18 protein-coding genes are annotated in these 22,631 nt (G+C 69.6%); 13 read left to right on the top strand and 5 right to left on the bottom strand.

Annotation, left to right across the window (positions count from 1 at the left end):
* The first annotated feature begins 191 nt into the window (after nucleotides 1–191).
* Entirely contained in the window at nucleotides 192–1,334 is a 1,143-nt protein-coding gene (locus tag ACSQ14_RS02850) for a glycosyltransferase family 4 protein (RefSeq protein ID WP_436009521.1), read from the top strand.
* A 72-nt stretch (nucleotides 1,335–1,406) separates the two neighbouring features.
* Here ACSQ14_RS02850 and ACSQ14_RS02855 read toward each other — a convergent pair whose 3' ends face one another.
* Both ACSQ14_RS02855 and ACSQ14_RS02860 read right to left on the bottom strand, forming a co-directional pair.
* Nucleotides 1,407–2,333, bottom strand: coding sequence for an FkbM family methyltransferase (locus ACSQ14_RS02855; RefSeq protein ID WP_436009523.1), 927 nt, complete (start codon nucleotides 2,331–2,333; stop codon nucleotides 1,407–1,409).
* 161 nt (nucleotides 2,334–2,494) lie between these two features.
* On the bottom strand, nucleotides 2,495–3,670 hold the full coding sequence (locus tag ACSQ14_RS02860) for a DegT/DnrJ/EryC1/StrS family aminotransferase (protein WP_436009525.1): 1,176 nt from the start codon (nucleotides 3,668–3,670) through the stop codon (nucleotides 2,495–2,497).
* Nucleotides 3,671–3,791: 121 nt separating this feature from the next.
* On the opposite strand from ACSQ14_RS02860, the gene ACSQ14_RS02865 reads away from it, so the two are divergent.
* The 4 genes from ACSQ14_RS02865 to ACSQ14_RS02880 all read left to right on the top strand — a co-directional run bounded on the left by ACSQ14_RS02865 (nucleotide 3,792) and on the right by ACSQ14_RS02880 (nucleotide 7,389).
* Nucleotides 3,792–4,436 carry an acetyltransferase gene (locus ACSQ14_RS02865; protein WP_436009527.1) on the top strand — a complete coding sequence of 215 codons (645 nt, stop codon included), beginning with the start codon at nucleotides 3,792–3,794 and terminating at the stop codon, nucleotides 4,434–4,436.
* A gap of 69 nt (nucleotides 4,437–4,505) precedes the next feature.
* On the top strand, nucleotides 4,506–5,582 hold the full coding sequence (locus ACSQ14_RS02870; protein ID WP_436009529.1) for a glycosyltransferase family 2 protein: 1,077 nt from the start codon (nucleotides 4,506–4,508) through the stop codon (nucleotides 5,580–5,582).
* Nucleotides 5,579–5,956 carry an EamA family transporter gene (locus tag ACSQ14_RS02875; RefSeq protein WP_436009531.1) on the top strand — a complete coding sequence of 126 codons (378 nt, stop codon included), beginning with the start codon at nucleotides 5,579–5,581 and terminating at the stop codon, nucleotides 5,954–5,956. Before ACSQ14_RS02870 ends, ACSQ14_RS02875 begins: the two co-directional genes overlap by 4 nt.
* Before the next feature lie 32 nt (nucleotides 5,957–5,988).
* Entirely contained in the window at nucleotides 5,989–7,389 is a 1,401-nt protein-coding gene (locus tag ACSQ14_RS02880; RefSeq protein ID WP_436009533.1) for a hypothetical protein, read from the top strand.
* On the opposite strand, the gene ACSQ14_RS02885 is transcribed toward ACSQ14_RS02880, so the two are convergent.
* Nucleotides 7,311–8,084, bottom strand: coding sequence for a PIG-L deacetylase family protein (locus ACSQ14_RS02885; RefSeq protein WP_436009535.1), 774 nt, complete (start codon nucleotides 8,082–8,084; stop codon nucleotides 7,311–7,313). The genes ACSQ14_RS02880 and ACSQ14_RS02885 overlap by 79 nt on opposite strands.
* A gap of 23 nt (nucleotides 8,085–8,107) precedes the next feature.
* On the bottom strand, nucleotides 8,108–9,178 hold the full coding sequence (locus tag ACSQ14_RS02890) for a sulfotransferase family protein (protein WP_436009537.1): 1,071 nt from the start codon (nucleotides 9,176–9,178) through the stop codon (nucleotides 8,108–8,110).
* Nucleotides 9,179–9,306: 128 nt separating this feature from the next.
* Here ACSQ14_RS02890 and ACSQ14_RS02895 point away from each other — a divergent pair, with 128 nt between their 5' ends.
* The 8 genes from ACSQ14_RS02895 to ACSQ14_RS02930 all read left to right on the top strand — a co-directional run bounded on the left by ACSQ14_RS02895 (nucleotide 9,307) and on the right by ACSQ14_RS02930 (nucleotide 21,760).
* Entirely contained in the window at nucleotides 9,307–11,280 is a 1,974-nt protein-coding gene (locus ACSQ14_RS02895) for a hypothetical protein (protein ID WP_436009539.1), read from the top strand.
* Nucleotides 11,277–12,302 (top strand): hypothetical protein, encoded by a 1,026-nt coding sequence (locus ACSQ14_RS02900; protein WP_436009541.1) that lies wholly within the window; start codon nucleotides 11,277–11,279, stop codon nucleotides 12,300–12,302. The genes ACSQ14_RS02895 and ACSQ14_RS02900 overlap by 4 nt, the downstream gene beginning before the upstream one ends.
* Nucleotides 12,299–13,558 (top strand): hypothetical protein, encoded by a 1,260-nt coding sequence (locus tag ACSQ14_RS02905; protein WP_436009543.1) that lies wholly within the window; start codon nucleotides 12,299–12,301, stop codon nucleotides 13,556–13,558. The genes ACSQ14_RS02900 and ACSQ14_RS02905 overlap by 4 nt, the downstream gene beginning before the upstream one ends.
* 145 nt (nucleotides 13,559–13,703) lie before the next feature.
* Complete coding sequence (locus ACSQ14_RS02910; protein ID WP_436009545.1) at nucleotides 13,704–15,431, top strand: type I secretion system permease/ATPase; 1,728 nt, start codon at nucleotides 13,704–13,706, stop codon at nucleotides 15,429–15,431.
* Nucleotides 15,428–16,798 carry an HlyD family type I secretion periplasmic adaptor subunit gene (locus tag ACSQ14_RS02915; RefSeq protein ID WP_436009547.1) on the top strand — a complete coding sequence of 457 codons (1,371 nt, stop codon included), beginning with the start codon at nucleotides 15,428–15,430 and terminating at the stop codon, nucleotides 16,796–16,798. Before ACSQ14_RS02910 ends, ACSQ14_RS02915 begins: the two co-directional genes overlap by 4 nt.
* A gap of 425 nt (nucleotides 16,799–17,223) precedes the next feature.
* Nucleotides 17,224–18,975, top strand: coding sequence for a calcium-binding protein (locus ACSQ14_RS02920; protein ID WP_436009549.1), 1,752 nt, complete (start codon nucleotides 17,224–17,226; stop codon nucleotides 18,973–18,975).
* Between the two features lie 100 nt (nucleotides 18,976–19,075).
* Complete coding sequence (locus ACSQ14_RS02925) at nucleotides 19,076–20,731, top strand: glycosyltransferase family 4 protein (protein ID WP_436009551.1); 1,656 nt, start codon at nucleotides 19,076–19,078, stop codon at nucleotides 20,729–20,731.
* A 258-nt stretch (nucleotides 20,732–20,989) separates the two neighbouring features.
* On the top strand, nucleotides 20,990–21,760 hold the full coding sequence (locus tag ACSQ14_RS02930; protein WP_436009553.1) for a hypothetical protein: 771 nt from the start codon (nucleotides 20,990–20,992) through the stop codon (nucleotides 21,758–21,760).
* A gap of 13 nt (nucleotides 21,761–21,773) precedes the next feature.
* Here the strand turns inward: ACSQ14_RS02930 and ACSQ14_RS02935 are convergent, their stop codons facing one another.
* Nucleotides 21,774–22,517, bottom strand: a complete 744-nt coding sequence (locus ACSQ14_RS02935; protein ID WP_436009555.1) for a sulfotransferase — start codon at nucleotides 22,515–22,517, stop codon at nucleotides 21,774–21,776.
* Between the last annotated feature and the right edge of the window lie 114 nt (nucleotides 22,518–22,631).

Raw genomic sequence — 22,631 nt, forward strand, 5'->3', positions numbered from 1 at the left:
CGAATCCTGTCGTCGGCGGGCGTTCCTAGCCCGTGTGCGCGAGGCTGAAGCAATGGCCTGTCGCGCCTTCCGCGTCCAGCTTGGGAAATCCGGCGCGCGCGCATCGGCAGGAAGGCGGCCGGGCTTGCTGGGAATCGCTGCTTGCCCCACCCCCGGTGAGAGCGCTTCCGCCGCCGAAAAAAGGAGTCGTCATGGCTGACAAGTGGTGCATCCTCGATGACTTCTTCCCGAACGTGCTCTCGGCGTTCCGGATTGCCGAGTACAACGCCTATCTCGCCGCGTCGCCGGAGCTCACGATCTTTTCGAGCCATCCGCGGCTGGCCCAGTTCAAAGCCACCTACGCTCAATTTTATCCTGAATTCGCCGAGCGGGTTCAGCCGGCCGAGGGAAAATCTGTCCAGGGGCACCGCTTCGCCTACTTGGTGTTTCTCAACAACGCCAACACCTTCCTCGCCGGTCTCCATAATCTCGGCATCCCCTACGCCTTCACGCTGTATCCTGGCGGAGGGTTTGGCCTCAATGAACCTGAGAGCGACGCGAAGTTGCTACGCGTGACTGGTTCGGATCTTCTGCAGGGCGTCTTGACGACCCAGAACGTGACCGAGGCCTACCTCGCGGAGAAGGCGCCCCACGTGCCGCGGGACTTCGTGTTCGGTGCGGTGATCCACCCGGCCTATTTCACAGCGCGGCACCAGGCGGAGGTCGCGAGGCGGCCGCGCTATGGTCGCGATAAAGAAGAATTCGACGTCTGCTTCGTGGCCGAGAAGTACATGCCTGGCGGGGCTAACAAGGGCTGGCCGATCTTCGCCGCGGCGATGGCGGAATTGCTCGCCCGCAATCCGCGGATTCGCCTGCACATTATCGGCGGGTTTGGCGAAGGCGACTACGTCGGCCCGCCGCTGCCGCGGAGCCGTGTTGCGTTTCATGGCCGCGCAGTGACCGAGGCGCTCCGCGAGCGTCTTCTCGCGATGGATGCGGTTGTGTCACCGAATGAACCGTTCAAGCTGCATTCGGGGAACTTCGACGGGTTTCCGACGGCGAGTTGCGTTGAGGCGTCCCTCTCGGGGGCGGCGATGATCGTCTCCGATGTCCTCGGAATGAACCCCGCTTATAGCGACGGTCAAGACATCGCCTTGGTGGAACCCAACGCTCGTTCCTTGGTCGACCAAATTCTTGCGTTGGCGGAAAATCCGAACCACCTCGCTGCGCTCGGCGAGGCGGGCCGCCGGACCACTCACGCCCTGTTCCACCCCGACCTGCAGGTCGGCCGCCGGAAGCGCTTCATAGGCGCGGCGGCGGCGCGCGCCGGTGTGCACATTCGCCTCGAGGGGTGACGCCGCAGCGACTTCGCAGGACGAGCCGCTGCGGGCTTCGCCGTCAGTCAGGCCGAACGGCGCCGCCTGGCCTCAGTCCTGAGGCTGGGCGAAGACGTTCACCTGGTCGCGGATCCCGTCCGGCAGGGGGAAGGGGAGCCAGCGCCCGCCCTCGGCTTGTTGGTGGACTGGCGGCTCGGTGAGCGCCGTGAACCGGTAAGGCCCAAGGCCGGAGAACAGGGCCACGGAGTCTTCAGCGGTCCACCCATGCGTGGGCGCTGCAATGGGGGTGTACTCATAGACGGTGATCGGGCGCGCGCGGTGAAGCGTTTCGATGGCCCCGCGCAGTACGTTCAGTTCATGGCCTTCCACGTCGATCTTGATCAACAGGACTGAACCGAGATCCATGCTGTCGAGCCGCCGCGACGGCACGGTGATCTCTTGCCAACTGTTCAGGTGCGTGAACCCGTGATTGCGCGTCGAGGCGATCGCGGAGTTCCCTGGCGTGGCGTGGAATGTGATCTCCCCGTCGAGGTCGCCTGCGGCCGCTTGGATGAGGGACACGTTCTCCAGGCCGTTGAGCGCTAGAGTGGCGGCAGCGATCAAGGTGGTCGTTGGGGAGGGCTCGAATGCCAGAACTCGTCCGCGCGATCCGAGATGGCGTGCGAGGGACGCTGCGACCACGCCAATGTTCGTTCCCACGTCCACGACGTTGCCGGGCCCCTCCGGGAGGGCCGAGATCAGGGCGCGAATGAGCGTGGAGTTGCAGTCCGGGTTGAGGGCGTGGAGGGCCGCGGGAAAGTCCCTGGCGTCGCCCGCGAAGCGTATACCGTTCGACAACTCGCCAAAAAAATAGGGCTTTGCCGGATCAACCCGGGCCCGCAGCGCGCCAAAAGCCTGGTCTGGGTTCGGGGCACGCCGGCACTCCTCCCAAAGCCATCGATAGTCGGCCGAGCGGCTCCGGACGTGATCCAGCGCATCTTGGAAATCCGGGGAGCAAAGCGTGCGCGCCTGAAGCATGACCGAGCCTTAGCATGCCCAGGAGCCGCCGCCATAGAGGTCGGCCGGAGGCTCCGCCCAAGCGCCTGTTCGGTGCGCCTCGGCGGAGGTTGGCGACGAGATCTTCATGATCTGGCGGTTGCCGGCGAGGTGGCTTTGCGAAACCCCGGCAACCGAGCTGTTCAGGAACAGAGAGTCCGAATGACGGCGCAGATCTGCTCGACGTCTTGCGGCGACGCCGCCATTCCGGTGGGGAGAACCACCACGCGACTGGCGACTTCGTTCGTGCGTGGAAGGTGGGCGTCGGCCCAGGGATAAAGGTCCGAATAAGGCTTCATTCTGTGGCAGCCGGGCCAGAAATACTTTCGGGCAAGAACGTTTTCAGCGTGGAGGGCCTCGACGATCTCGTCCCGGTTGGCCGGAGAGTCCGGGTGGATCTCAAGCACGACGTACTGGTAGTTGTTTTCTTCCTCTGCAGAATATTCGAGCAGCTTTACCCCGGGCAGGCCCGAGAGGCCCTCCGCATAGAGTCTGTAGTTGCGGCGGTTCACTTCCAGCAAAGTGTCCAGCTTCGCGAGGTTGGCCAGTCCCATAGCCGCGCAAGCCTCGACCATCTTTCCGTTGGTGCCCGGATAAATGACGTTGTCATATCCGTGGAAACCAAAGTTCCGCATCTTGCGGGCAGCCTCGGCGAGTTCGGCGTCATTGGTCGCCAGTGCGCCGCCCTCCAAGCTGTTCAGGAACTTGGTGGCGTGAAAGCTGAAAACTTCGCAGGCTCCGAAGGACCCGACCTTACGGCCGCCGCGCGTCACTCCGAACGCATGCGCGGCGTCAAACATCAGTTTCAATCCACGCCGATCCGCGATGTCTTGGAGCGCCTCCACGTCAGCGGTGCGTCCCCAAAGGTGGACGCCAACGATGCCGGAGGTGCGCGAGGTTATCATTCGCTCCACAGAAGCCGGGTCGAGGCAGTGAGTGTCCGGATCGATGTCTGCGAAGAGCGGGGTCAGGCCTTGCCAATAGACCGAGTGCGCGGTCGCGATGAACGTGTACGACGGGACGATGACGTCCCCCGTGAGGCCGAGGGCGCGGACGGCGATCTCCAGGGCAATGGTGGCGTTGCACATCACCACCACGTGCTCGACGTCGAGCGCCTCAGCGAGGCGGGCTTCAAACGCCTGTACAAGCGGCCCGTGGTTCGTGAACATCCGCGATTCAAGCATGCCGCGGATCATCCCGAGATATCCCTCCGGGTCGGCGATGTTCGGGCGGCCCACGTGCATCGGCTCGGCGAAGGCGGGAGGTGCGCCTGCGATGGCGAGGTCGGCTTTGTTGCGAATGAGTTTGCGGGGGGCCATGACGCGTCGTTCTTTAGGAATGCCGGCCAATGATCACACCGACTGCCGAGTCGCCAGCAGTGTCGCCGCCGCAGACCCGACGGCGCCTCGCCGCGGCGTCGCTTAGCTTCGACAGATATCTATGACTAGGGTTGTACTGGTCGGCGGCGGCGGGCATGCGAGCGATATATTGGGCGCTTACGAGGCGATCAGCGAAAGCTCTGGTGAGCCCCATCCCGTTATTGGCTTAGTCGCGGATGTCGAAATAGATTTGCGACGTTTCGCGCATCGCGGCGTCAGGCAGATCGGCGATCTCTCAGATCTTAGATCTATAGACGCCAGCCACTATGTTCTCGCCATCGGATACAGTCTGCCGCGGAAGATGGTCGCTGCGCGGGTTGCGGATTGCGGATTGGAGCCGGCCATCGTGATTCATCCGCGGGCCGAGGTCCCGGCCGGCGTGTCGATCGGAAAAGGGGTGGTCATCCTCGCCGCTGCTCACGTCAGTCCGCTGGTCACGATCGGCGAACATGCATGTCTCTCTTATGGCTCTATGGTTGGGCACGACTGTGAAGTGCAGGACTATGTCTCGGTCATGCCCGGCGCCGTTGTGAGCGGCGACACGGTGCTGGGCGAAGGTTGCTTTATCGGAGCGAACGCGACGATCATCGAAAAGGTCACGATCGGCCGAGGCGCCGTGATTGGTGCGGGAGCTGTCGTGTTAAAAGACGTTCCTCCAAATGTCACGGCCACGGGTGTTCCGGCGACGGTCCGCGGATCCGCGTGAAATGGTGCAGCGGCCACATCGCCGCACGCCGGCGCCACTTCCATCACCTCTGCGAGGCGCGGTGTGTCGATGCTGACGCATAAGCCGCCGAATCAGACCTCGCTCACGGCCGAGCGCCGACACGCCGCCGCCCCGCCGCCGTTGGCGGGCGCCGGGGTGTGGTTCGTGATCCCCTGCTACAAGGTCAAGGCGCATATCCTGAAGGTGCTGGCCAAGACGCCGGCCTGGGTGGAGGGGATCGTCTGCGTCGACGACGCCTGTCCGGACGGGTCGGGGGCCTTCATCCGCGAGCACGCCGGCGATCCGCGGGTGGTGGTGGTGACGCTGCCCAAGAACCTCGGCGTCGGCGGGGCGACGATGGCCGGCTACCGCGAGGCCGAGCGCCGCGGCGCCCAGGTGCTGGTCAAGGTCGACGGCGACGACCAGATGGACCTGAGCTACGCCGCCCACATGGTCGCGCCGCTGCTGCTGGGCGAGGCGGACTACGCCAAGGGCAACCGGTTCACCTCGATCAGCGACCTGCAGGAGATGCCGATCCAGCGCGTGCTGGGCAATGCGGCGCTAAGCTTCGCGGCCAAGCTGTCGACCGGCTACTGGAACATCTTCGACCCGACCAACGGCTTCACCGCCATCGACGCCCAGGTCGCCAAGATGGTGATGCGCAAGCGGGTCTCGCGGCGCTTCTTCTTCGAGACCGACCTGCTCTACCACCTGGGCACCCTGCGCGCGGTGGTGCGCGACGTGCCGATCCCGGCGCGGCACGCCGACGAGATCTCCAACCTGCGGATCAGCGCGATCGTCGGGCCGTTCGCCTTCAAACACCTGCGCAACTTCTTCCAGCGGGTGCTCGGCCAGTACTATGTGCGCGACTTCAACGTCGCCAGCCTGGAGCTGGTGTCCGGCCTGTTCCTGATGCTGTTCGGCGTCGGCTACGCGGCGCACTACATCGCCACCCGGGTCCCCGGCCAGACGGCCTCGGCCGGGGTGGTCATGGCCGTGGCGCTGCCGCTGTTCCTCGGCGCACAGCTGCTGCTGCAGGCGATCAACTTCGACGTGCTCAACGTGCCGACCCGGCCGATCCACCCCTACCTGCGCACCGTCGCGCGGATGGAGCGCCCCGGCGGCGCCGAGGAGCGCGCCGGATGACCGGCCTGGGCTCCGCGGGATGGCTCTGGGGGCTGGTCGCGCCGCTGGCCTGCGTCGCGGTGATCTCGGCCGGCCAGCTGCTGTTCAAGCTCGCCGCCGGCCTGATCGACTTCCGCCGGCCGCTGGCCGAGCCGCAGGGGCTGGCGATCCTCGGCCTGGCGCTGGCGCTCTACGCCGGCGCCACGCTGGTGTGGGTGATGACCCTGAAGCACGCGCCGCTCAGCCGGATCTACCCGCTGATGGCGCTCAGCTTCGTGCTGACCCCGCTCGGCGGGATGCTGGTCCTGAAGGAGCCGATCTCGGCGAGCTACTGGGCCGGCGTCGGCCTGATCCTGGCGGGGCTGGTGGTGATCAGCCGCTCTGCGGCCGGCTGAGCGCGGCGCCGGGCCGGCGAGGGGGAGCGGACATGGACGCACAGGGATCCGCCGCCGCCCGCACCGCCTGGCGCTGGGTGCTGGTCGCCGGGTTCGCGCTGATCGCGGCGCTCAATCTGCCCGGTCACCTGGCCTTCGATTCGCTGACCGGCCTGTGGGAGGGCCGCCATCACGTGCGCATGAGCTGGGGGCCGCGGCTGTACAGCGCGATGCTCGGCGGCTTCGATTCCCTGCTCCCTGGGACCGGGCTCTACACCACGGCCAGCCTGGCGGTGACGGCGCTGGCCTGGGCCGCCTTGCCGACGCTGCGCGGCCGCGTCGCCTGGAGCGGGCCGGTGGTGCTGGCGCTCAGCTTCCTGCCGCCGCAGGTGCTGATCTTCCAGGGCATCGTCTGGCGTGACGTGCTGTTCGCCAATCTCGTCGTCGCGGGCTTCGTCGCCCTGGCGGCCGCGGCGCAGGCCTGGCCGCGCCGGGCGGCGCGCTGGCCCCTGCTGGCGCTGGCCACGCTGGTGCTCGCGGTGGCGGCGCTGGTGCGCCAGAACGGCTTCGTGGTGATCGGCCCCTGGGCGCTGGCGCTGGGCTGGATCGCGGCGCAGGGCCGCTGGAGCCGCGGCCTGGTCTGGACCGGCGCGGGGCTGGCGGCGCCGATCCTGCTGGCGCTGGCCATCAATCACGCCAACCCGGTGCAGGACCCGCCCGGCCAAAGCTTCGCCATCGGCCCGCGGTTGCTGGCGCACTACGACCTGACCGCCGCGCTCGCCGAGGACCCGACCCGGCCGATGCCCCGGCTGGCCGCCGAACGTCCCGGCGAGCTGGCGGTGCTGCGGCGCGAGGCCCCGGCCGCCTGGTCGCCGACCCGGGTCGACACCCTCGACCGCTCGCCGGCGCTCGGGGCCGCCTTGTGGCGGTTCAAGGCGCCGACGATCGCCGCCGAATGGCGGGCGATGATCGCCGACGATCCGCTCGGCTATCTGCGCCGGCGGCTGGAGGTGTTCGGCTGGGTGCTCCTGACGCCTGACCTGCGGCTGTGCTCGCCGCTGCATCTCGGGGTCGACGGGCTGCCGCAGGTGGCCCAGGCGCTTGGTCTGCCGCGCGGTCACTGGCCGCAGGATGCGCGCCTCTACGCCTACGCCCAGCGTTGGTTCGGCACGCCGCTCTATTCGCACCTGACCTACGCGCTCGTGGCGGCGGCGGTGGCGATCGTCCTGCTGATCCGGCGCGATCCGCCCGACCTCGCGATGGCCGGGCTGATGGTCGGGGTCCTGGGGTTCGCCGCAAGCTTCCTGATCGTCTCGCTGGCCTGCGACTACCGCTACCTCTACGCGGTCGACCTGGCGGCGATCACCGGCGTGCTCTACCTCGCCGTCGATCCGACGCTGCGCCGCAGGGGGCAGGATGCAGCCCCATCGAGCGCTGTGCGGACCTCCGCGTAAGGGACCCGGAACATCCGTTCGTAGAACAGCGGCCCGGCGTGCGGCCGGGCCTCGAGCCGCGCCGGGGCCAGCGCCTGCCAGCCGAAGCCGCGGCGCAGCAGCCCCGCGAACATCGCCGGCCAGATCCCCGACCAGGCGTAGGCCTGCGAGGGAAAGGCGCGCACCCCGGCCATCCAGCGCAGCCATTGCGCCGGCGTCAGGCTGAGCGGCGTGACCGGCCCGTTCTCGGCCAGCGGCGCGCCGGCGCGCAGCAGCGGACCGGGCAGGCCCGCCCCGCTGTAGAGGGTGAACTGACGGACCTCGGGCGCGCCGATCCGCGCCGCCAGCCGCGCCGCCATGAAGGCGCAGGCGTCGTGATCCATGTGGCCGCCCTCCCAGGCGGGGGCCACCAAGCGGGCTGTCAGGGCGGCGGAGACCGTCTCGACGAGTCGCGGGAACAGCAGGTCGACGCAGCGGTGCAGGCTCTGGTCGTAGGCTCCGCTTCCCAGGCCCAGCGGAACGACCGCCTCGCGGGGAATGCCCTGCCGCTGCAGGAAGCGGCGGGTCTCGGCCAGGCGCCGCGCGCCCATCGCCGGGTCGCGGTAGTCGGCCAGATAGACGAAGTGCTGCTCCAGGCCCTGGCGGGCGGCCTCCCAGATCAGCGGCAGGGCGCAGTACTCGTCGTCGAAATGCGCCAGCAGGTAGACGACGCGCATCGGCGTCGCCCCGGCGCCGTGGTTCAGCGGCCGAGGATCTTGTCGAGCGCCCACTCGGCTTCGTCCATCACGCCCTTCTGGGCCCACCAGTCGCGCTGAACCTGCTCGACGCGGGCTTTCAGCACCTCCAGCTCGCGCCGCTCCCAGGCCAGCGTCTGGCGCAGGCTGAGCAGCTCGCTGCGGGTGGCGTCGAGGTCGCGGGCGGCGGGCGACACCAGGGCGCCGACCTCGTGCTGGCGCTCGGCCAGGGCGGCCGCAGTCGCCTCCAGCGCCGCGGGGCCGGGCGCCGCGTCGCGCGCGGCGGCGGCGAACCAGTCATAGACGGCGGCGGCGATCTCGCCGGCCCAGCCGAGATTCGCCAACTGGCCTTCGGCGCGGTTGTGGCGCAGCTCCGAGGTCAAGGCGGCGTCGATCTCCCGCTCGGCGCGCTTGCCGAGTTTCGGCAGGGCGGCGCCGTGCGCCTGCTCGATCCGCGCGACCTCGCCGCGCCAATCGCTGAGCACCTGGTCATAGCCCACGAAGGCGCGCGGCAGGTCGCGGCTGTAGGCCTCCGCCGCCAGCATGTAGGCGCTCCACAGGAGCACCGACTTCTCGATCGCGAAGCCGTCGCGGCGCGCCAGCGAGCCGGCGACGGCGAGCGGGTGGCGCACGGGAATCACGCAGCGCGCGGCGAGCCCGAGATCATCGAACGCCTGGCGCCAGAACGGCAGCAGGACGGTGACCCGCGGGTCCTTCATCAGCGGATGGCGGCGGCCCGCGAATTCTTCCTGGAACAGCGCCACGGCGCGCTTGCGCCAGATCGCCGCGTCCTCGGCGGGCACGGCGGGGCAGGGGTAGCTGAAAACGTCGTCCCAGGCCGAGCCGGCGGCGCGCAGCCGCTCGTCGTTGAAGGTGGCGATCCGCCAGGGCTCGAAGTAGCCCTGCGCATTGTGCTCGTCGCCGGGCATGACGTTCTGCGGCAGCTCAGCTCCGGCGAGCGACAGGAGCTGGGTGACCGCCGAAGTCCCGGACCGGTGCATGCCGAGCACGAGATAGGCCGTCCGCGCGCCGTCGGCGGCGGAATCGGTCGGGCGGGATGTCGCACTCCTGATCATCGGAATCGGGTGGTAGGCGCGCTTGCGCCGCGCTGCAACTCTCAGGCGGCTGGTTGATCGGTCAGACCAACTGTTGCACACAGGCCTTGTTACAGACAGGCCTCCGCCGCGAAGGGACAGCACGCCGTATGGCCGCCAGGGCCGAAGTTGAAGAGGCCTACGAGATCGTCTCGGTCGCGGTCGACCAGGCCTTCTACCGGACCGCCAATCCCGAATTGGACGATCCCGGCCTCGACCCGATCCGCCATTATCTCGAGCGCGGCTGGCGCGAGGGCCGCGACCCTGCGCCCTGGTTTTCCGTCCGCCGCTATCTGGAGCTGCATCGCGACGTCGCCGCTGGCGGCCAGGAGCCCTTGCAGCACTACCTGCGCTACGGCGGCCGGGAGGGGCGGGCGATCTTCCCCTCGAGCAAGGCCGAAGCGTTTCGCCGGGCCGGCGGCGACGGGCTCTGGGACTACCCGCCGAAGGCGCTCGCGCCGGCGGCGCAGCAGGTCCTGCCCCCGTCAGCCGAAGAGCTGAAGCCCGCGCCGCTGGTCGACCCTGCGACGCGGGTCGTCGTCGCGGCCGAGTTCGACAGCCGGTTCTACCTGGAGACCAATCCCGACATCGCCGACGCCGGGGTCGACCCGATCGAGCATTTCCTGCTGCACGGCTGGGAAGAGGGCCGCGATCCCTGTCCGCAATTCTCCGTCCGCGAGTACCTGACGGACAATCCGGACGTGGCCGACGCCGGGATCAATCCGTTCGTCCACTACCTCCAGGCCGGCCGGGCCGAGGGCCGCTGCCCGCGCAATGCGCTCGGCTTCCGCTACAAGATCATCGCCGGGCTCAGCTCGCTGGAGGCGCGCGTCGCCGAAGCCGCCAACCGGGCGGCGGCGGTCGCGCCGACGGCCGAAGCCTTCGCCGCGGCGGCGGCGGCCGCCGGGTCGCGCAGCGCGCTGATGAACCTGCACGTCACCTTCAGCCACGACGACTTTTCCGCCCACGTCGGCGGGGTGCAGCTCTGCCTGCAGCACGAGGCCGCCGAGTTCGCCAAGCTCGGCCGCGATCACCTGCACCTTTGCCCGGCGACCCCGTGGCCGGTGCTGCGGCGCGGCCAGCCCGCAGCGCTCAGCGCCATTCTCAACGGCCGGCTGCTGGGAAGCTTCAGCGCCGAGGCCGTCGCCGACGGCCTGGCGGCGTTGCGTGGCCCGGGCGCCCGCGGCAGCTTCGCCATCCACAACCTGCTGGGCCATGACGTCGACGAGGTGCTGGCGATCCTCGACGCCGCGGGCCTGAACGCGGGCGTCTTCTGGCTGCACGATTTCACCAGCCTGTGCGCCGGCTACCAGTTGCTGCGCAACGACGTGCAGGACTGCGGCGCGCCGCCGGCCGACAGCGCCGCCTGCAACGTCTGCCTCTACGGTCCGGGCCGCGCGCCCCAGAGCGCCGAGCACGAACGGCTGTTCGGCAAGCTCGAGCTCACCGTCGTGAGCCCGGCGCAGGTGACGCTCGACTTCTGGCGCGCCCGGGCCAGCTATCCCACCGCCGGCGAGGTGGTGCATCCGCATCTGCAGCTCATCCCGCGCGCGGCGCAGCCGGCGCCGGTCGCGGCCTCCGGCCCCCTGCGGCTCGCCTTCCTGGGGATGCCGGCCGCGCACAAGGGCTGGCCGATCTTCGCCGAGCTGGCGACCGAGTTCGCCGCCGATCCGCGCTACCGCTTCCTGCACCTGGGCAGTCGCCGCGACCCGCGCGCGCCGGTCGAGTTCCACCCGGTTTCGGTGAGCCTCGAGGATCCGGCGGCGATGCGGCGCACGCTGGAGGAGCTCGAGGTCGACGTGGCGGTGATCTGGTCGATCTTCCGCGAGACCTTCTGTCTGGCCGCCTACGAGGCGATCGCCGCCGGCGCCGCGATCGTCACCTCGCCCGACAGCGCCAATGTCGCGGCTTTGGTCGCCGCCGGCGGCGCCGGCCGGGTGCTGGCCGACGAGGCGGCGCTGACCCAGGCGCTGCGGAGCGGCGACCTGCTCGACCTGGCCCGCAGCGTCCGCCGGCCGGCCCTCTACGACCTGGCGTTCAGCGGCATGAGCGCCGACCTTGCAGCGACGGGCGCGGCGGCATGAAGGTCCTCTGCTTCACCAGCTTCACCTTCTCCTACCTGAACCGCGCGCGCGTGCTGTTCTCCACCCTGCGCCGGTTCCACCCGCACTGGGAGCTGGTGGCGCTGATCACTGACGCGCCGCCGCCGGGGTTCACCCTGGACGTCGCCGACGAGCCGTTCGACCGCGTCGTCTACGCCGGCGAGTTGGGCATTCCGAACTTCGACGGCTGGCTGTTCAAGCACGACGTCGTCGAGGTCTGCACCGCGGTGAAGGGGCCTTTCCTGCTGCAGGCGTGCCAGTCGGGCGCCGACGCGGTGATCTATCTCGACCCGGACACCGCCCTGCTCGGCAGCCTGGCGCCGCTGGAGGCCTGGCTCGAGCACGACGACATCCTGCTCACGCCGCACCTGCTGGATCCCAACGACGACCCGCTGGCGATCGAGGACAACGACGTCGCCACCCTGCGCACCGGGATCTTCAACCTCGGCTTCGTCGCCATCCGCACGACCGGCGAGGGCGCGCGCTTCGCCCAGTGGTGGAACGACCGCCTGCTCACCCATTGTTACGACGACATCCCGAACGGGCTGTTCGTGGACCAGCGCTGGTGCGACCACGTCCCGGCGCTGTTCGACAAGGTCAAGGTCGTGCGCGATCCCGGCTACAACGTGGCCAGCTGGAACCTCAGCCGGCGGAAGCTCAGCGTGGAGAAGGACGGCCGCATTCTGGTCAACGGCTTCCCGCTGCGATTCTGGCACTTCACCAAGCTGGGCGAAGTCGGGGACGCCATGACGCGCCGCTACGCCGGGGACAACTTCCCGGTCTACGAGCTGTGGAGCTGGTACAAGCGCGAGATCGCCGAGGCGACCGATGCGGCGATCCCGCCGCGCTGGTGGGCCTACGGCGTCTATGAGGACGGACGGCCGATCGAACGGGAGCATCGGCTGCTGTACCGTCGCCGCGCCGACCTGCAGGCGCAGTTCCCGGATCCCTACGCCGCGGGGCCTGACGGCTTCCGCGCCTGGCTCGCGGAGCATGTGGCGTGAGCGCGGTCGCCCGCAAACAACCGCCTGAGGAGCGCGAACTGCCGCCGGTCATCCGCAAGACCGCCGAGGTCGCCGCGCTGGTCGCGGCGCTGCGCGCGGAGAGCGCGGCGCTGCGCGCGGAGATCGAGGCGCTGGGCGTGGAGGCGGCCCACCAGCAGGGCCGCGAAGCGGTGACCCGCTCCGCCCTGACCCAGGCGCTGCTGTCGGTGGCGGTCGAGCGCACGGCGCTGCGGGCCGAGCAGCGTCAGGCGATGCTCGCGGCCCGTCCGCCCGCCGGCGACCGCGCGAAGCCCGCGCGAGGGGTGATCTGGCGGCTGCGACGCGTGCTGACCAAGCTGGGGCTGGCCGGGCAGGCGCTGCTGGTCGCCGGCTCGGGCGCCTGGCGGTTCAGCGGCCGGCCGCTCTACGACCTGCGGCACCTGGCGGCCTATCTGCGGCGCGGCGCGGACCCGACGGTCGCGCCCGCCAGCCTGTTCGACCAGGCCTGGTATCTGGCGACCAACCCCGACGTCGCGGCGGGTCGGCTTGCGCCGCTGGCGCACTATCTCGCCGCCGGCCAGCACGAAGGCCGCGCGCCGCACCCGCTGTTCGACGCGGCCTTCTACGCCCAGCGGAACGGCGCGGCGCTGGCGGCCAGCCGGCTGTGGCCGCTGGCGCACTTCGTGCGCGTCGGCGCCGCGGCGGCGCGCAACCCGCACCTGCTGTTCGACCTCGCCTACTACGCCGCCCAGGCCCCGGAACTGGCGCCCGGCGAGGACCTGGTCGCCCACTATGTGCGCGAGGGCTGGCAGCTCGGCCTCTCGCCGCATCCGCTGTTCGATCCGGCCTGGTACGTCGCCCAGGCGCCGGCGGCCGCGAGCGCCGCGCCGCTGCTGCATTACCTGGCCGAGGGCGCCGCCGCGGGGCTGTCGCCGCATCCGCTGTTCGACCCGGCCTGGTATGCGACCCAGGCCCCGGAGGCAGGCGAGGGCCTGGACCTGCTGGCGCACTATCTGTCGGAGGGCGCCGCCGCCGGGCTCAGCCCCAGTCCGTTCTTCGACCCCGCGCACTATATGAGCCGTCGCGGTCCGGCGCTCGCCACGGGCGAAGATCCGCTGATCGACTACCTTCTGGTGGGCGCCTGGACGGTGAGCGAGCCGGCTCCGGGGTTCTCGACGGCGGCCTATGTGGCGGCCCATCCCGAGCTGGTCGCGCAGGGCGCGACACCGCTGGCGCACTGGGCGCGGACTGTGACGGATCGCCGCTTGAGTGATTGACAGAACGGGGGGCCGCTAGCATCTCTCGGCCGCTCCCAACGTTCCGGGGGCGCTGTGCCGGCCGCGCGTCACGTCGGCGAATACCGCAATTACGCCACCTTTCGGGTATCTTGGGCGGCGGCTCGGACGGGACACCTCTGCGGCCATGAAATTTCTGACTTTTCTCGCCAACCAGCCGGACAACGCGCTCACCCGGGCGCTGCACGACGGCAAACGCCCGTTCATCGTGGCGGCCGTGTTCAGCTTCTTCTCGAACGTCCTCTACCTGGCGATGCCGCTCTACACGTTCCAGGTCTACGGCCGGGTGATGCAGAGCGAGAGTCAGTCGACGCTCTGGGTGCTGACCTTCATCACGGTGTTCGTGTTCGCGGTGTCCTCGGTGATCGACGACTACCGGGCGCGGATCCTGATCAACTACGGGGTGATGCTCGATCAGCGGGTCTCGGGGCGGTTGTTCTCCGGCCTGTTCGACGCGGCGGTGCGCGGCGACCCGAGCGGCCGCTCGCAGGTGCTGCGCGACCTCGACACCTTCCGCCAGACCCTGACCGGCGTCGCCGCGGCGGCCTTCTTCGACCTGCCGTGGATTCCGGTCTTCATCGTCGTGCTCTATCTGATCGACCCCTGGGTCGGCGTGCTGACCACCGTCGGGGCCCTGGTGCTGCTGGCCCTGGCGCTGATGCAGGAGCGTGCGCTGCGGCCGCCGATGAAGGACGCCAACGAGGCGGCGATCAAGAGCTACGCCTTCACCGAAGCGGCGCTGCGCAACGGCGAGGTCGTGCGGGCCATGGGCATGCTGCCGACGCTCGGCGCGGCCTGGGCGCGCTTCCGCGGCGTGACCATCGACCGGGGCGCGGTGGCGGCGGAGAAGTCGAACGCCTACACCGACACGATCAAGGCGGTGCGGATGGTCATCCAGATCCTGACCATCGCCGTCGGCGCCTGGCTGATCATGCGCGGGCAACTGCACTCCGGCATGCTGTTCGCCAACATGATCCTGGCCGCCCGCGCGCTGCAGCCGATCGAGAAGATCGTCGCCGCCTGGGAGCCGCTGAATAACATGGCCCGGGCGCACGGCCGGCTGATGGAGGTGCTGCAGAAGGCCGAGCCGCCGTCGAGCACGACCGTGCTGCCGCGGCCGAAGGGCCGGCTGAGCGTCGAAGGGCTGAACTTCGCCCCGCCGGGCGCCAACAAGCTGCTGCTGCAGGGCATCAACTTCCAGGTCGAGCCCGGCGAAGTGCTGGGCATCGTCGGGCCTTCCGGCGCCGGCAAGTCGACGCTGGCGCGCCTGCTGATGGGCATCTGGCGGCCGATCAACGGGGTGGTGCGCCTCGACGGCGCGGACGTGTTCACCTGGGATCGCGCCGACTTTGGCCGCCACGTCGGCTACCTGCCGCAGGACACCGAGCTGTTCGCCGGCACCATCCGCCAGAACATCGCCCGTTTCCGTGACGACGTCACCGACGAGCAGGTGGTGCGCGCCGCGCAGCTCGCCGGGGTGCATGAGCTCGTGCTGCGCACGCCGAAGGGCTACGACACCGAAGTCGGCGAGAGCGGGGTGGTGCTGTCGGTCGGCCAGCGGCAACGCGTCGGCCTGGCCCGGGCGATGCTCGCCGACCCGGCCTTCATCGTGCTCGACGAACCGAACGCCAGCCTGGACGCCGAGGGCGAGCAGGCGCTGATGAACGCCATCGAGGCGATGAAGGAGAATGGCGCCACCGTGGTGATCATCTCCCACAAGGTCGGCGTGTTCCGCGCCGCCGATAAGATGCTCGCCATGCGCGACGGCCGGATGGATCTGTTCGGCCCGCGCGACGGCGTCATGGCGCGGCTGATGAAGCCGGCCGAAGTGCGCGCCGTGGAGGCCGGACGATGAAGCTTGATCTCGGCCCGGTGCGGCAGAACTACATAGCCCCGACCTTCGGCGACAGCGCCGAGCCGATCCACCCGAGCCTGCAGGCGCGGATGCGCCGGCCGATGATCGTCGGCGCCTGGGTGATCGGCCTGCTGGTGATCGGGCTCGGCCTGTGGGCCGCGCTGACGCCGCTGGCCAGCGGGATCTCCGCCCCGGCCGAAGTGGCGGTCGACTTCAACCTCAAGACGCTGCGCCACCGCGAGGGCGGGACGGTCAACCAGATCCTGGTGCGCGAAGGCCAGCAGGTGCGCGCCGGCCAGCCGCTGGTCACCTTCCGCGACACCGACGCGCGCGCCTCGGTCGAGGTGCTGCAGAACCAGGCCGACATCCTGATGAGCCAGGCCGCCCGCGCCTCGGCCGAGGCGGTCGGCAAGCCGTCGATCGAGTGGCCGGCGCAGCTCAGCGGCCGCATGGCCGACCCGCGGGTCGCCGGGCTGGTGCGCGACCAGGAGTTCCTGTTCACCACCCGCCAGCAGCTGTTCCAGAGCCAGAACTCGGTGCTCACCCAGCGGCTCGAGCAGATCCAGAACCAGATCCAGGGCGCCCAGGCCCAGGTCGCTTCGGTCAAGGATCAGTCCGATCTGACCGAGGAGGAGATGGCCGGCTACAAGACGCTCTACGCCAAGGGCTACGCGCCCAAGCAGCTGATCCTGCGCTACGAGCGCTCGATGGCCGAGCTGACCGGTCGACGCGGCTCGCTGCAGGCCGAGATCGCTCGCCTGCGGCAGCAGCAGGGCGAGACGCGCATGCAGATGGTCAGCATGAGCAACCAGCGCCACACCCAGGCCGCCGAGGAGCTGCGCGACGCCCAGGGCAAGCTGGCCGACGTGCTGCCGCGGCTGACCGCCGCCAGCTCCACGCTCGCCGGCACGGTCGTGCGGGCGCCGGTCGACGGCTATGTGTTCAACCTGACCCAGTACACCCCGGGCGGCGCCGCCACTCCCGGCGAGGTGCTGATGCAGATCGTGCCGTCGAACGCGCCGATGTACGTCCAGGCGATGATCAAGCCGCAGGACATCGAGTCGGTCAGCGTCGGCCAGCACGCCCGCGTGCGGATCCTGGCCTTCGATCCGCGTTGGCATAGCCCGATGGACGCCAAGGTGGTCATGGTCTCGCCGGCGGCGATCCACAACGAGAAGTCCGGCCAGTCCTTCTACCGGGCGGACGTGCGGATCGAGCCACGGGAGCTGACCAAGCTGAAGCCTGGCGAGCGGGTCACCCCCGGCATGCCCGCCAGCGTCATGCTGATCACCGGCAAGCGCACGCTCCTGGGCTTCCTGATCTCGCCGATCACCAGCACCCTGGAACACGCCTTCCGCGAGGAATAGACGGCTGCCCGATCTGGACGGAAGTTCGCCACATTACGGTCATGAACCGGGGCGAGCCTCCGATCCAGAGTCGGGCGTAGACCGGCTTAAGACCGCCCGTCGGCGCACGGAACGCCGACCGGCGACGACCTGCGCCGCCCCTCGGCGGGCAAGGCGCTGCGGCGTCCTTAAGGCGCCCGCGCGGCTCCGGTTTTCCCCTTGAAACCGGGTGGTTTGCGCTGTGGTCAAGCTTCGGCGCCGTCCCGCCGTAGTGTGGCCGTTTTTGATATTGCGCGATTGTCTAGCTTCCGATACGCATTTCGTCGGGCTCGTTTAACCTTCGCCGTGGTTCCGCCACGGCGCATGGGGTGATGGATCGTCGGGACCGCTCCACATTGTGGGGGTCAGGCGTGCCGGGGTCCGTGTGACACAGACTGGAGAGACTAATGGCGACTTTTAACTTTGAGACGATCACGGCGGCCGAAGCGCTGACCTTCGGCGTCTCCGACACCCTGCAAGTTTCCGGCGCGACCGCGCGCGGCAACAACTTCCGCGTGGCCTTCGGTGAAGATCCGGGCAACGCGACGACCCCGGCCCAGGACCTGGCCATCGTGACCGACGTGGCCACCGGCCGCACGGTGACCTTCGGCGAGAACCTGCTCGGCGACACCGTCGCGATCCCGCTGACCGGTTCGAACGTGTACGTCGGCACGGCCGGCGCCGACCCGATCCTCGCGTCGGGCACGAACGTCGGCGTCTTCGCCGGCGAGGGCAACGACTCGGTCACCGGCACGACCACTGTTGACTGGCTGCAAGGCAACCAGGGCGACGACTCGATCGCCGGCAACGGCGGCAACGACTCGCTGTTCGGCGGTCAAGGCGACGACACCATCAGCCTGAGCGGCACTGTCCGCGTGAACGGCAACATGGGTGACGACACCATCACTGGCGGCGGCGCCAACGCCACCCTGCTGGGCGGCCAAGGCGACGACTCGATCACCGGCACCTCGGCGGCCGAGTACCTCAGCGGCGACCTGGGCAACGACACCATCGTCGGCCTGGGCGGCAACGACACCCTGCTGGGCGCTGACGGCAACGACACCCTGACGCAAGTCTTCGCGGCGGGTAACGACGGCCAAGTCTTCGGTGGCGACGGCAACGACACCATCAACGTCAGCGGCACCCACACCGCGCTGATCGACATCAACGGCAACGTCGGTGACGACTCGATCACCGCCAGCGACGCTGGCAACGCCGCGATCCACGGCGGCCAAGGCGCCGACGTGCTGATCATCAGCGGCACCGGCGACAAGCAAGTGTTCGGCGACGCCGGCAACGACACCATCACGGTGACGGCGGGCGGCAACGACACCATCCTGGGCGGTGACGGCAACGACACCATCAGCCACACCGGCACGGGCTTCAACGCCTCGATCGACGGCGGCGCCGGCGACGACTCCATCACCGTGATCCACGGCGCTGGCGTCGGCAACGACACCATCCTGGGCGGCGACGGCAACGACGTCGTGACCATCGACGGCGACGCTGGCTACACCGGCACGCTCAATGTCGACCTCGGCGCGGGCAACGACCGCATCGTCCTCGACCTGGGCACCGGCAACGACACCATCCTCGGCGGTCTGGGCGACGACACGATCAATGGTTCGCTGCACAGCGGCCATAACTCGATCGGCGGCGGCCAGGGCAACGACCTGCTGCAAGCGGGCCTGGGCAACGACACCGTCAACGGTGGCGACGGCAACGACTCGATCACCGGCCTCGGCGGCAGCGACCTGATCAGCGGCAACGCGGGCGACGACACCATCGTCGGCGGCGCCAACCAGGACATCCTGTTCGGCGGCGACGGCGCTGACACCTTCGTCTTCGGCTCGGGCGAATCCAGCCTGACCGTTGGCAGCCAGGATCAGATCCGCGATTGGTCGTCGGTCGACAAGCTCGAGTTCGGCGTGGCCTCGAACACCCTGTTCACCACCACCGTCACTGACTACGCGGCGGCGACTGCCTTCGCCGACGCCCAGTTCGGCGGCGGCGCGGACGTGGTTGCGGTGCAAGTCGGCGACTCCGTGGTTGTCTTCGCGGACAACGGCGGCACCGGCAACGACCTCGACGCGAACGACAGCGCCGTGGTGCTGGTCGGCCGCTCGCTGGCCGACATCTCGGGCACGAACATCATCTAAGCCTCACGGCCTAGACGAGAGTTTGGGGGTCGCCCTTCGGGGCGGCCCCTTTTCTTTTTTGCGGCTTCCATTTCCGGCGGCGGCGCGGTCTTAAGAGGCCATGTCGAACGCCGCGCTCTACATCCACCCGGACGCCTACGACACCACCGGCGCGCGCCTGATGGGGCGACATTCGGCCGGGGAAAGCTTCCTGCGCGGCTACCTGCGCCACGCCGAAGTCGACCGGTTCCACCTCTGGAACGTCAAGAAGCAGCCGCAAGCCGACATCGAGGCGCTGCTGCGCCGGCATGACGCCCCGGACACGCCGCGCGACTGGCACGCGGACCGCGGACGCCTGGGCGAGGTCGGGGTGCTGAACCTGCCGATCCCCGGGATCGCCAACGAGGCCTGGGCGCGCCGGCCGCTGGGCGAGCAGGCCTACGCCATCTGCGGCGTCACCCATACGACCGCGTCAGACACCATCATGCGCAACGTGTCCGACCTGTTGCTGTCGCCGCTGCACGACTATGACGCGCTGATCTGCACCTCCAGCGTCGTCCGCGCCTCGGTGGAGGCCGAGCTCGATGGCGTCCGCGCCTACCTGGCGCAGGAGTACGGACCCCGTCGCCGGCCGGAGCCGCTGCGCACCGTCATTCCGCTGGGCGTCAACGTCGCCGACTTCGCGGTCAGCGCCGCCCAGCGCAAGGCCTGGCGGGAGCGCCTCGATATCCCTGAGGACGCCGTCGTGGTGCTCTACGTCGGTCGTTTCGAGCCGCGCGGGAAGATGAACCCCGCGCTGATGGCCATGGCGCTGGAGCAGGCGGCGGGCCGGACCACCCGGCCGCTGTACTGGCTGAACTCCGGCTGGGCCGAGACCGAGACGTCCGCCGCCGACTACCACGCGAACTCGCGGGCGCTCTGCCCGTCGGTTCACTATCGTCATGTCGACGGCCGACCGGCGGACGTCCGCTTCTCGATCTGGTCGGCGGCCGACCTGTTCATCAGCTTCTCGGACAATATCCAGGAAACCTTCGGCCTGACGCCGGTCGAGGCGATGGCCGCCGGCCTGCCCTGCGTGGTCACCGACTGGAACGGCTATCGCGACACCGTGCGCCACGGCGAGGACGGCTTCCGCATCCCGACCTATGCGCCACCGCCCGGCGCCGGCGGCGACTTCGCCCACTTCTACGCCGACACCGCGATCAACTATCAGGCCTATGTCGGCGGCGCGGCGCAGTACACGGCCATCGACCTGGCCGCCGCGGCGCAGGCGATCGTCGACCTCGCCGAGAATCCCGACCTGCGGGCGCGCCTGGGCGCCCAGGCGAAGGCGCGGGCGCAGACGGTTTTCGACTGGGCGGCGATCATCCCGCAGTACCAGGCCCTGTGGGCCGAGCAGGACGCTCGTCGCCGCGCGGCGCCTGTCGTGGCGACCGATCCGGGCAACCCGTTCCGCCCGGATCCCTTCACGCTGTTCGCCAGCTATCCCACGCGGCACTTCCGCGGCGACTGGATAGTCAGCGCGCCGCCCGGTGTGGCCTGGAGCGACGTTGAGGCGCTGCTCACCTCGCCGCTCGCGGCCCACAGCGGCATCAACCGGCCTGCGCTCGTCGACTGCGCCAAGCTGTTCGAACATGTCGCCACGCGCGGCCCGACGACGGCGGCCGAAGCGGTCGCGCAGTTTTCGGCCGGCCTGCGGCCGTTCGTGCAACGTGCAATTCTCTGGATGGCCCGCTTCGGCGCGTTCACGCTGACGCCGTCCGACCGAGTCGGCTGAAATGCGAGTCGGCTGAAGGCTGCGCCACAAACGCAAAGGCCGGACGGCGAACCTTGCGGAACGCTGCCCGGCCGAAGCGACACAGCCATGGAGAGCTAGGCTGACACCGAAGCTTAACCGAAAGTGCAGCTCGGGCAAAGAAAATCCAATGGCGGGGCTTATCAACTTCTGGCGAGCGCCCTGCGTCCACGCGCCCCTGGCGTGCGGCCGCCGATCGACTTAACCAGTGGCCCAGCCTCCGGGGGAGACGATCCGCTGATGACTAACGCCGCCACCCGCGCCGCGCCGCTTCCGCTCGGGCAGTTCTATCCCGACGCCCTGGATCCGCAGACCCCGGCCCGTGTGGCGGTCGTGATGCCGACCATCCTTCGGCCCTGCATCGGGGCTGCGGTGGAGTCGGTCTTCCGGCAGTCCTACCCGGGGCGGATCCAACTGATGATCGGCGTCGACAAGGCCGCCGAGGCGGCGATCGACCTCGATGCGGTGCTGCAGGGGCGGCCGGCCAATGTCTCGGCCGTGGTGCTGGCGCTGCCCTGGTCGACCTCGATCCGCCACGGCGGCGTCCACCCGGCGACCGACGGCGGCTCGCTGCGGTCGATCCTCAGCTTCATGGCCAACACCCGCTACGTCGCCTACCTCGACGACGACAACGCCTGGGAGCCCGACCACCTGGGCGGGGTCATGCAGGCGATCCAGGGCAAGGCCTGGGCCTATTCCCTGCGGATGCTGATCGACGAGACCACCGGGCGCGAACTGGGCGTCGACCGCTGGGACTCGGTCGGCCCCGACGCCGGCCGGTTCGCCCCGCAGGGCGGCCTCGTCGACCCGAACTGCCTGCTGGTCGACAAGCTCGCCGCCGCCCGCGCCTTCGGCCGCTGGTCGGAAGGCCCGGGGGTGACCTCCGACCGCGCCTTCTTCGCCGCCATTCGCGAAGCGCCGCACGGCCGCGTCGAGCGCGCCAGCGTGCGCTACGGCATCCGGCCGACCAACGTGCTCAACAAGTTCCTGCGCGAGAACACGCAGTTCTGACGGCGGTCGGCCTTCAGCCGTAGGCGAAGCCGACGAGGTCGCGCAGCCGCGCCTGGTCGCGCGCGTAGACCTGGCGCAGCCAGGCGACGTCCTCGGGCCTCAGCTCCGAGCCGTAGTCGATGTCGCGGCCGACGTGGACGTCGCGGTGGGCCGGGGCGGCCGCCTGCGGCAGGCCGAGGTGGCGGCGCACCGCGCCGAGCGTCGCGGCCGGTTCGGCCCGCAGGTCCTCGGCCCGCAGCACCAGCACTTGCTCGCGCGGGAACCGGGTGAACAGGCGCTTGAACTGCTCGGCGTAGAAGCCGCGCTCGACGTAGGAGAACTCACGGTGATGGCCCCAGGGGCGGGCGTCGAACAGCCGCTGGCGGCCCTGCCGGATGCACCAGGCGAAGGGTTCGCGCTCGGCCCCGCGGGCGTATTCCATGCGCCAGTGCGACCAGGCCCGCGCGACCGGATCGCGCAGCGTCACGATCAGCCGCATGGCCGGGTTGTAGGCGCAGATCCGCTCCAGCGCGTTCGGCCAGTAGAGGTAGATCGGCGTGGCCTCGCCGCACGGCCGGCCGTCGGCGGCGGGGAAATGGGCGTGGTAGGCGCCGTAGTCGGGGGCGTCCCAGTCGCGGGTCTCGTCGTCGAAGAAGTGCACCTCCTTCGGCTGCGACAACGCCAGGTCGGGATAGTCCGCCAGATAGTCGTAGAGCGCCGTGGTGCCGCCCTTCTGGACGCCGGCGATGAGGAAGCTGACGGGGGGCGGCTGCGCCATGGCGCACCCATCCCGCGGCGCGGCCCGCGGCGCAAGCCCCGCAGCGGGGCTGGTCCCTTCATCCGCCGAGAGGATCACGATAAGACGACGGGCAGGACGCGCACGTGGCGCGGG

Source organism: Phenylobacterium sp. LjRoot219 (genome assembly GCF_964252995.1).
Lineage (GTDB): Bacteria > Pseudomonadota > Alphaproteobacteria > Caulobacterales > Caulobacteraceae > Phenylobacterium.

Excerpts from the sequence above, each read along its gene's own strand:
- ACSQ14_RS02850 (WP_436009521.1), top strand. The coding sequence starts at position 192 with ATGGCTGACAAGTGGTGCATCCTCGATGACTTCTTCCCGAACGTGCTC.
- ACSQ14_RS02855 (WP_436009523.1), bottom strand. The coding sequence starts at position 2,333 with ATGCTTCAGGCGCGCACGCTTTGCTCCCCGGATTTCCAAGATGCGCTG.
- ACSQ14_RS02860 (WP_436009525.1), bottom strand. The coding sequence starts at position 3,670 with ATGGCCCCCCGCAAACTCATTCGCAACAAAGCCGACCTCGCCATCGCA.
- ACSQ14_RS02865 (WP_436009527.1), top strand. The coding sequence starts at position 3,792 with ATGACTAGGGTTGTACTGGTCGGCGGCGGCGGGCATGCGAGCGATATA.
- ACSQ14_RS02870 (WP_436009529.1), top strand. The coding sequence starts at position 4,506 with ATGCTGACGCATAAGCCGCCGAATCAGACCTCGCTCACGGCCGAGCGC.
- ACSQ14_RS02875 (WP_436009531.1), top strand. The coding sequence starts at position 5,579 with ATGACCGGCCTGGGCTCCGCGGGATGGCTCTGGGGGCTGGTCGCGCCG.
- ACSQ14_RS02880 (WP_436009533.1), top strand. The coding sequence starts at position 5,989 with ATGGACGCACAGGGATCCGCCGCCGCCCGCACCGCCTGGCGCTGGGTG.
- ACSQ14_RS02885 (WP_436009535.1), bottom strand. The coding sequence starts at position 8,084 with ATGCGCGTCGTCTACCTGCTGGCGCATTTCGACGACGAGTACTGCGCC.
- ACSQ14_RS02890 (WP_436009537.1), bottom strand. The coding sequence starts at position 9,178 with ATGATCAGGAGTGCGACATCCCGCCCGACCGATTCCGCCGCCGACGGC.
- ACSQ14_RS02895 (WP_436009539.1), top strand. The coding sequence starts at position 9,307 with ATGGCCGCCAGGGCCGAAGTTGAAGAGGCCTACGAGATCGTCTCGGTC.
- ACSQ14_RS02900 (WP_436009541.1), top strand. The coding sequence starts at position 11,277 with ATGAAGGTCCTCTGCTTCACCAGCTTCACCTTCTCCTACCTGAACCGC.
- ACSQ14_RS02910 (WP_436009545.1), top strand. The coding sequence starts at position 13,704 with ATGAAATTTCTGACTTTTCTCGCCAACCAGCCGGACAACGCGCTCACC.
- ACSQ14_RS02915 (WP_436009547.1), top strand. The coding sequence starts at position 15,428 with ATGAAGCTTGATCTCGGCCCGGTGCGGCAGAACTACATAGCCCCGACC.
- ACSQ14_RS02920 (WP_436009549.1), top strand. The coding sequence starts at position 17,224 with ATGGCGACTTTTAACTTTGAGACGATCACGGCGGCCGAAGCGCTGACC.
- ACSQ14_RS02925 (WP_436009551.1), top strand. The coding sequence starts at position 19,076 with ATGTCGAACGCCGCGCTCTACATCCACCCGGACGCCTACGACACCACC.
- ACSQ14_RS02930 (WP_436009553.1), top strand. The coding sequence starts at position 20,990 with ATGACTAACGCCGCCACCCGCGCCGCGCCGCTTCCGCTCGGGCAGTTC.
- ACSQ14_RS02935 (WP_436009555.1), bottom strand. The coding sequence starts at position 22,517 with ATGGCGCAGCCGCCCCCCGTCAGCTTCCTCATCGCCGGCGTCCAGAAG.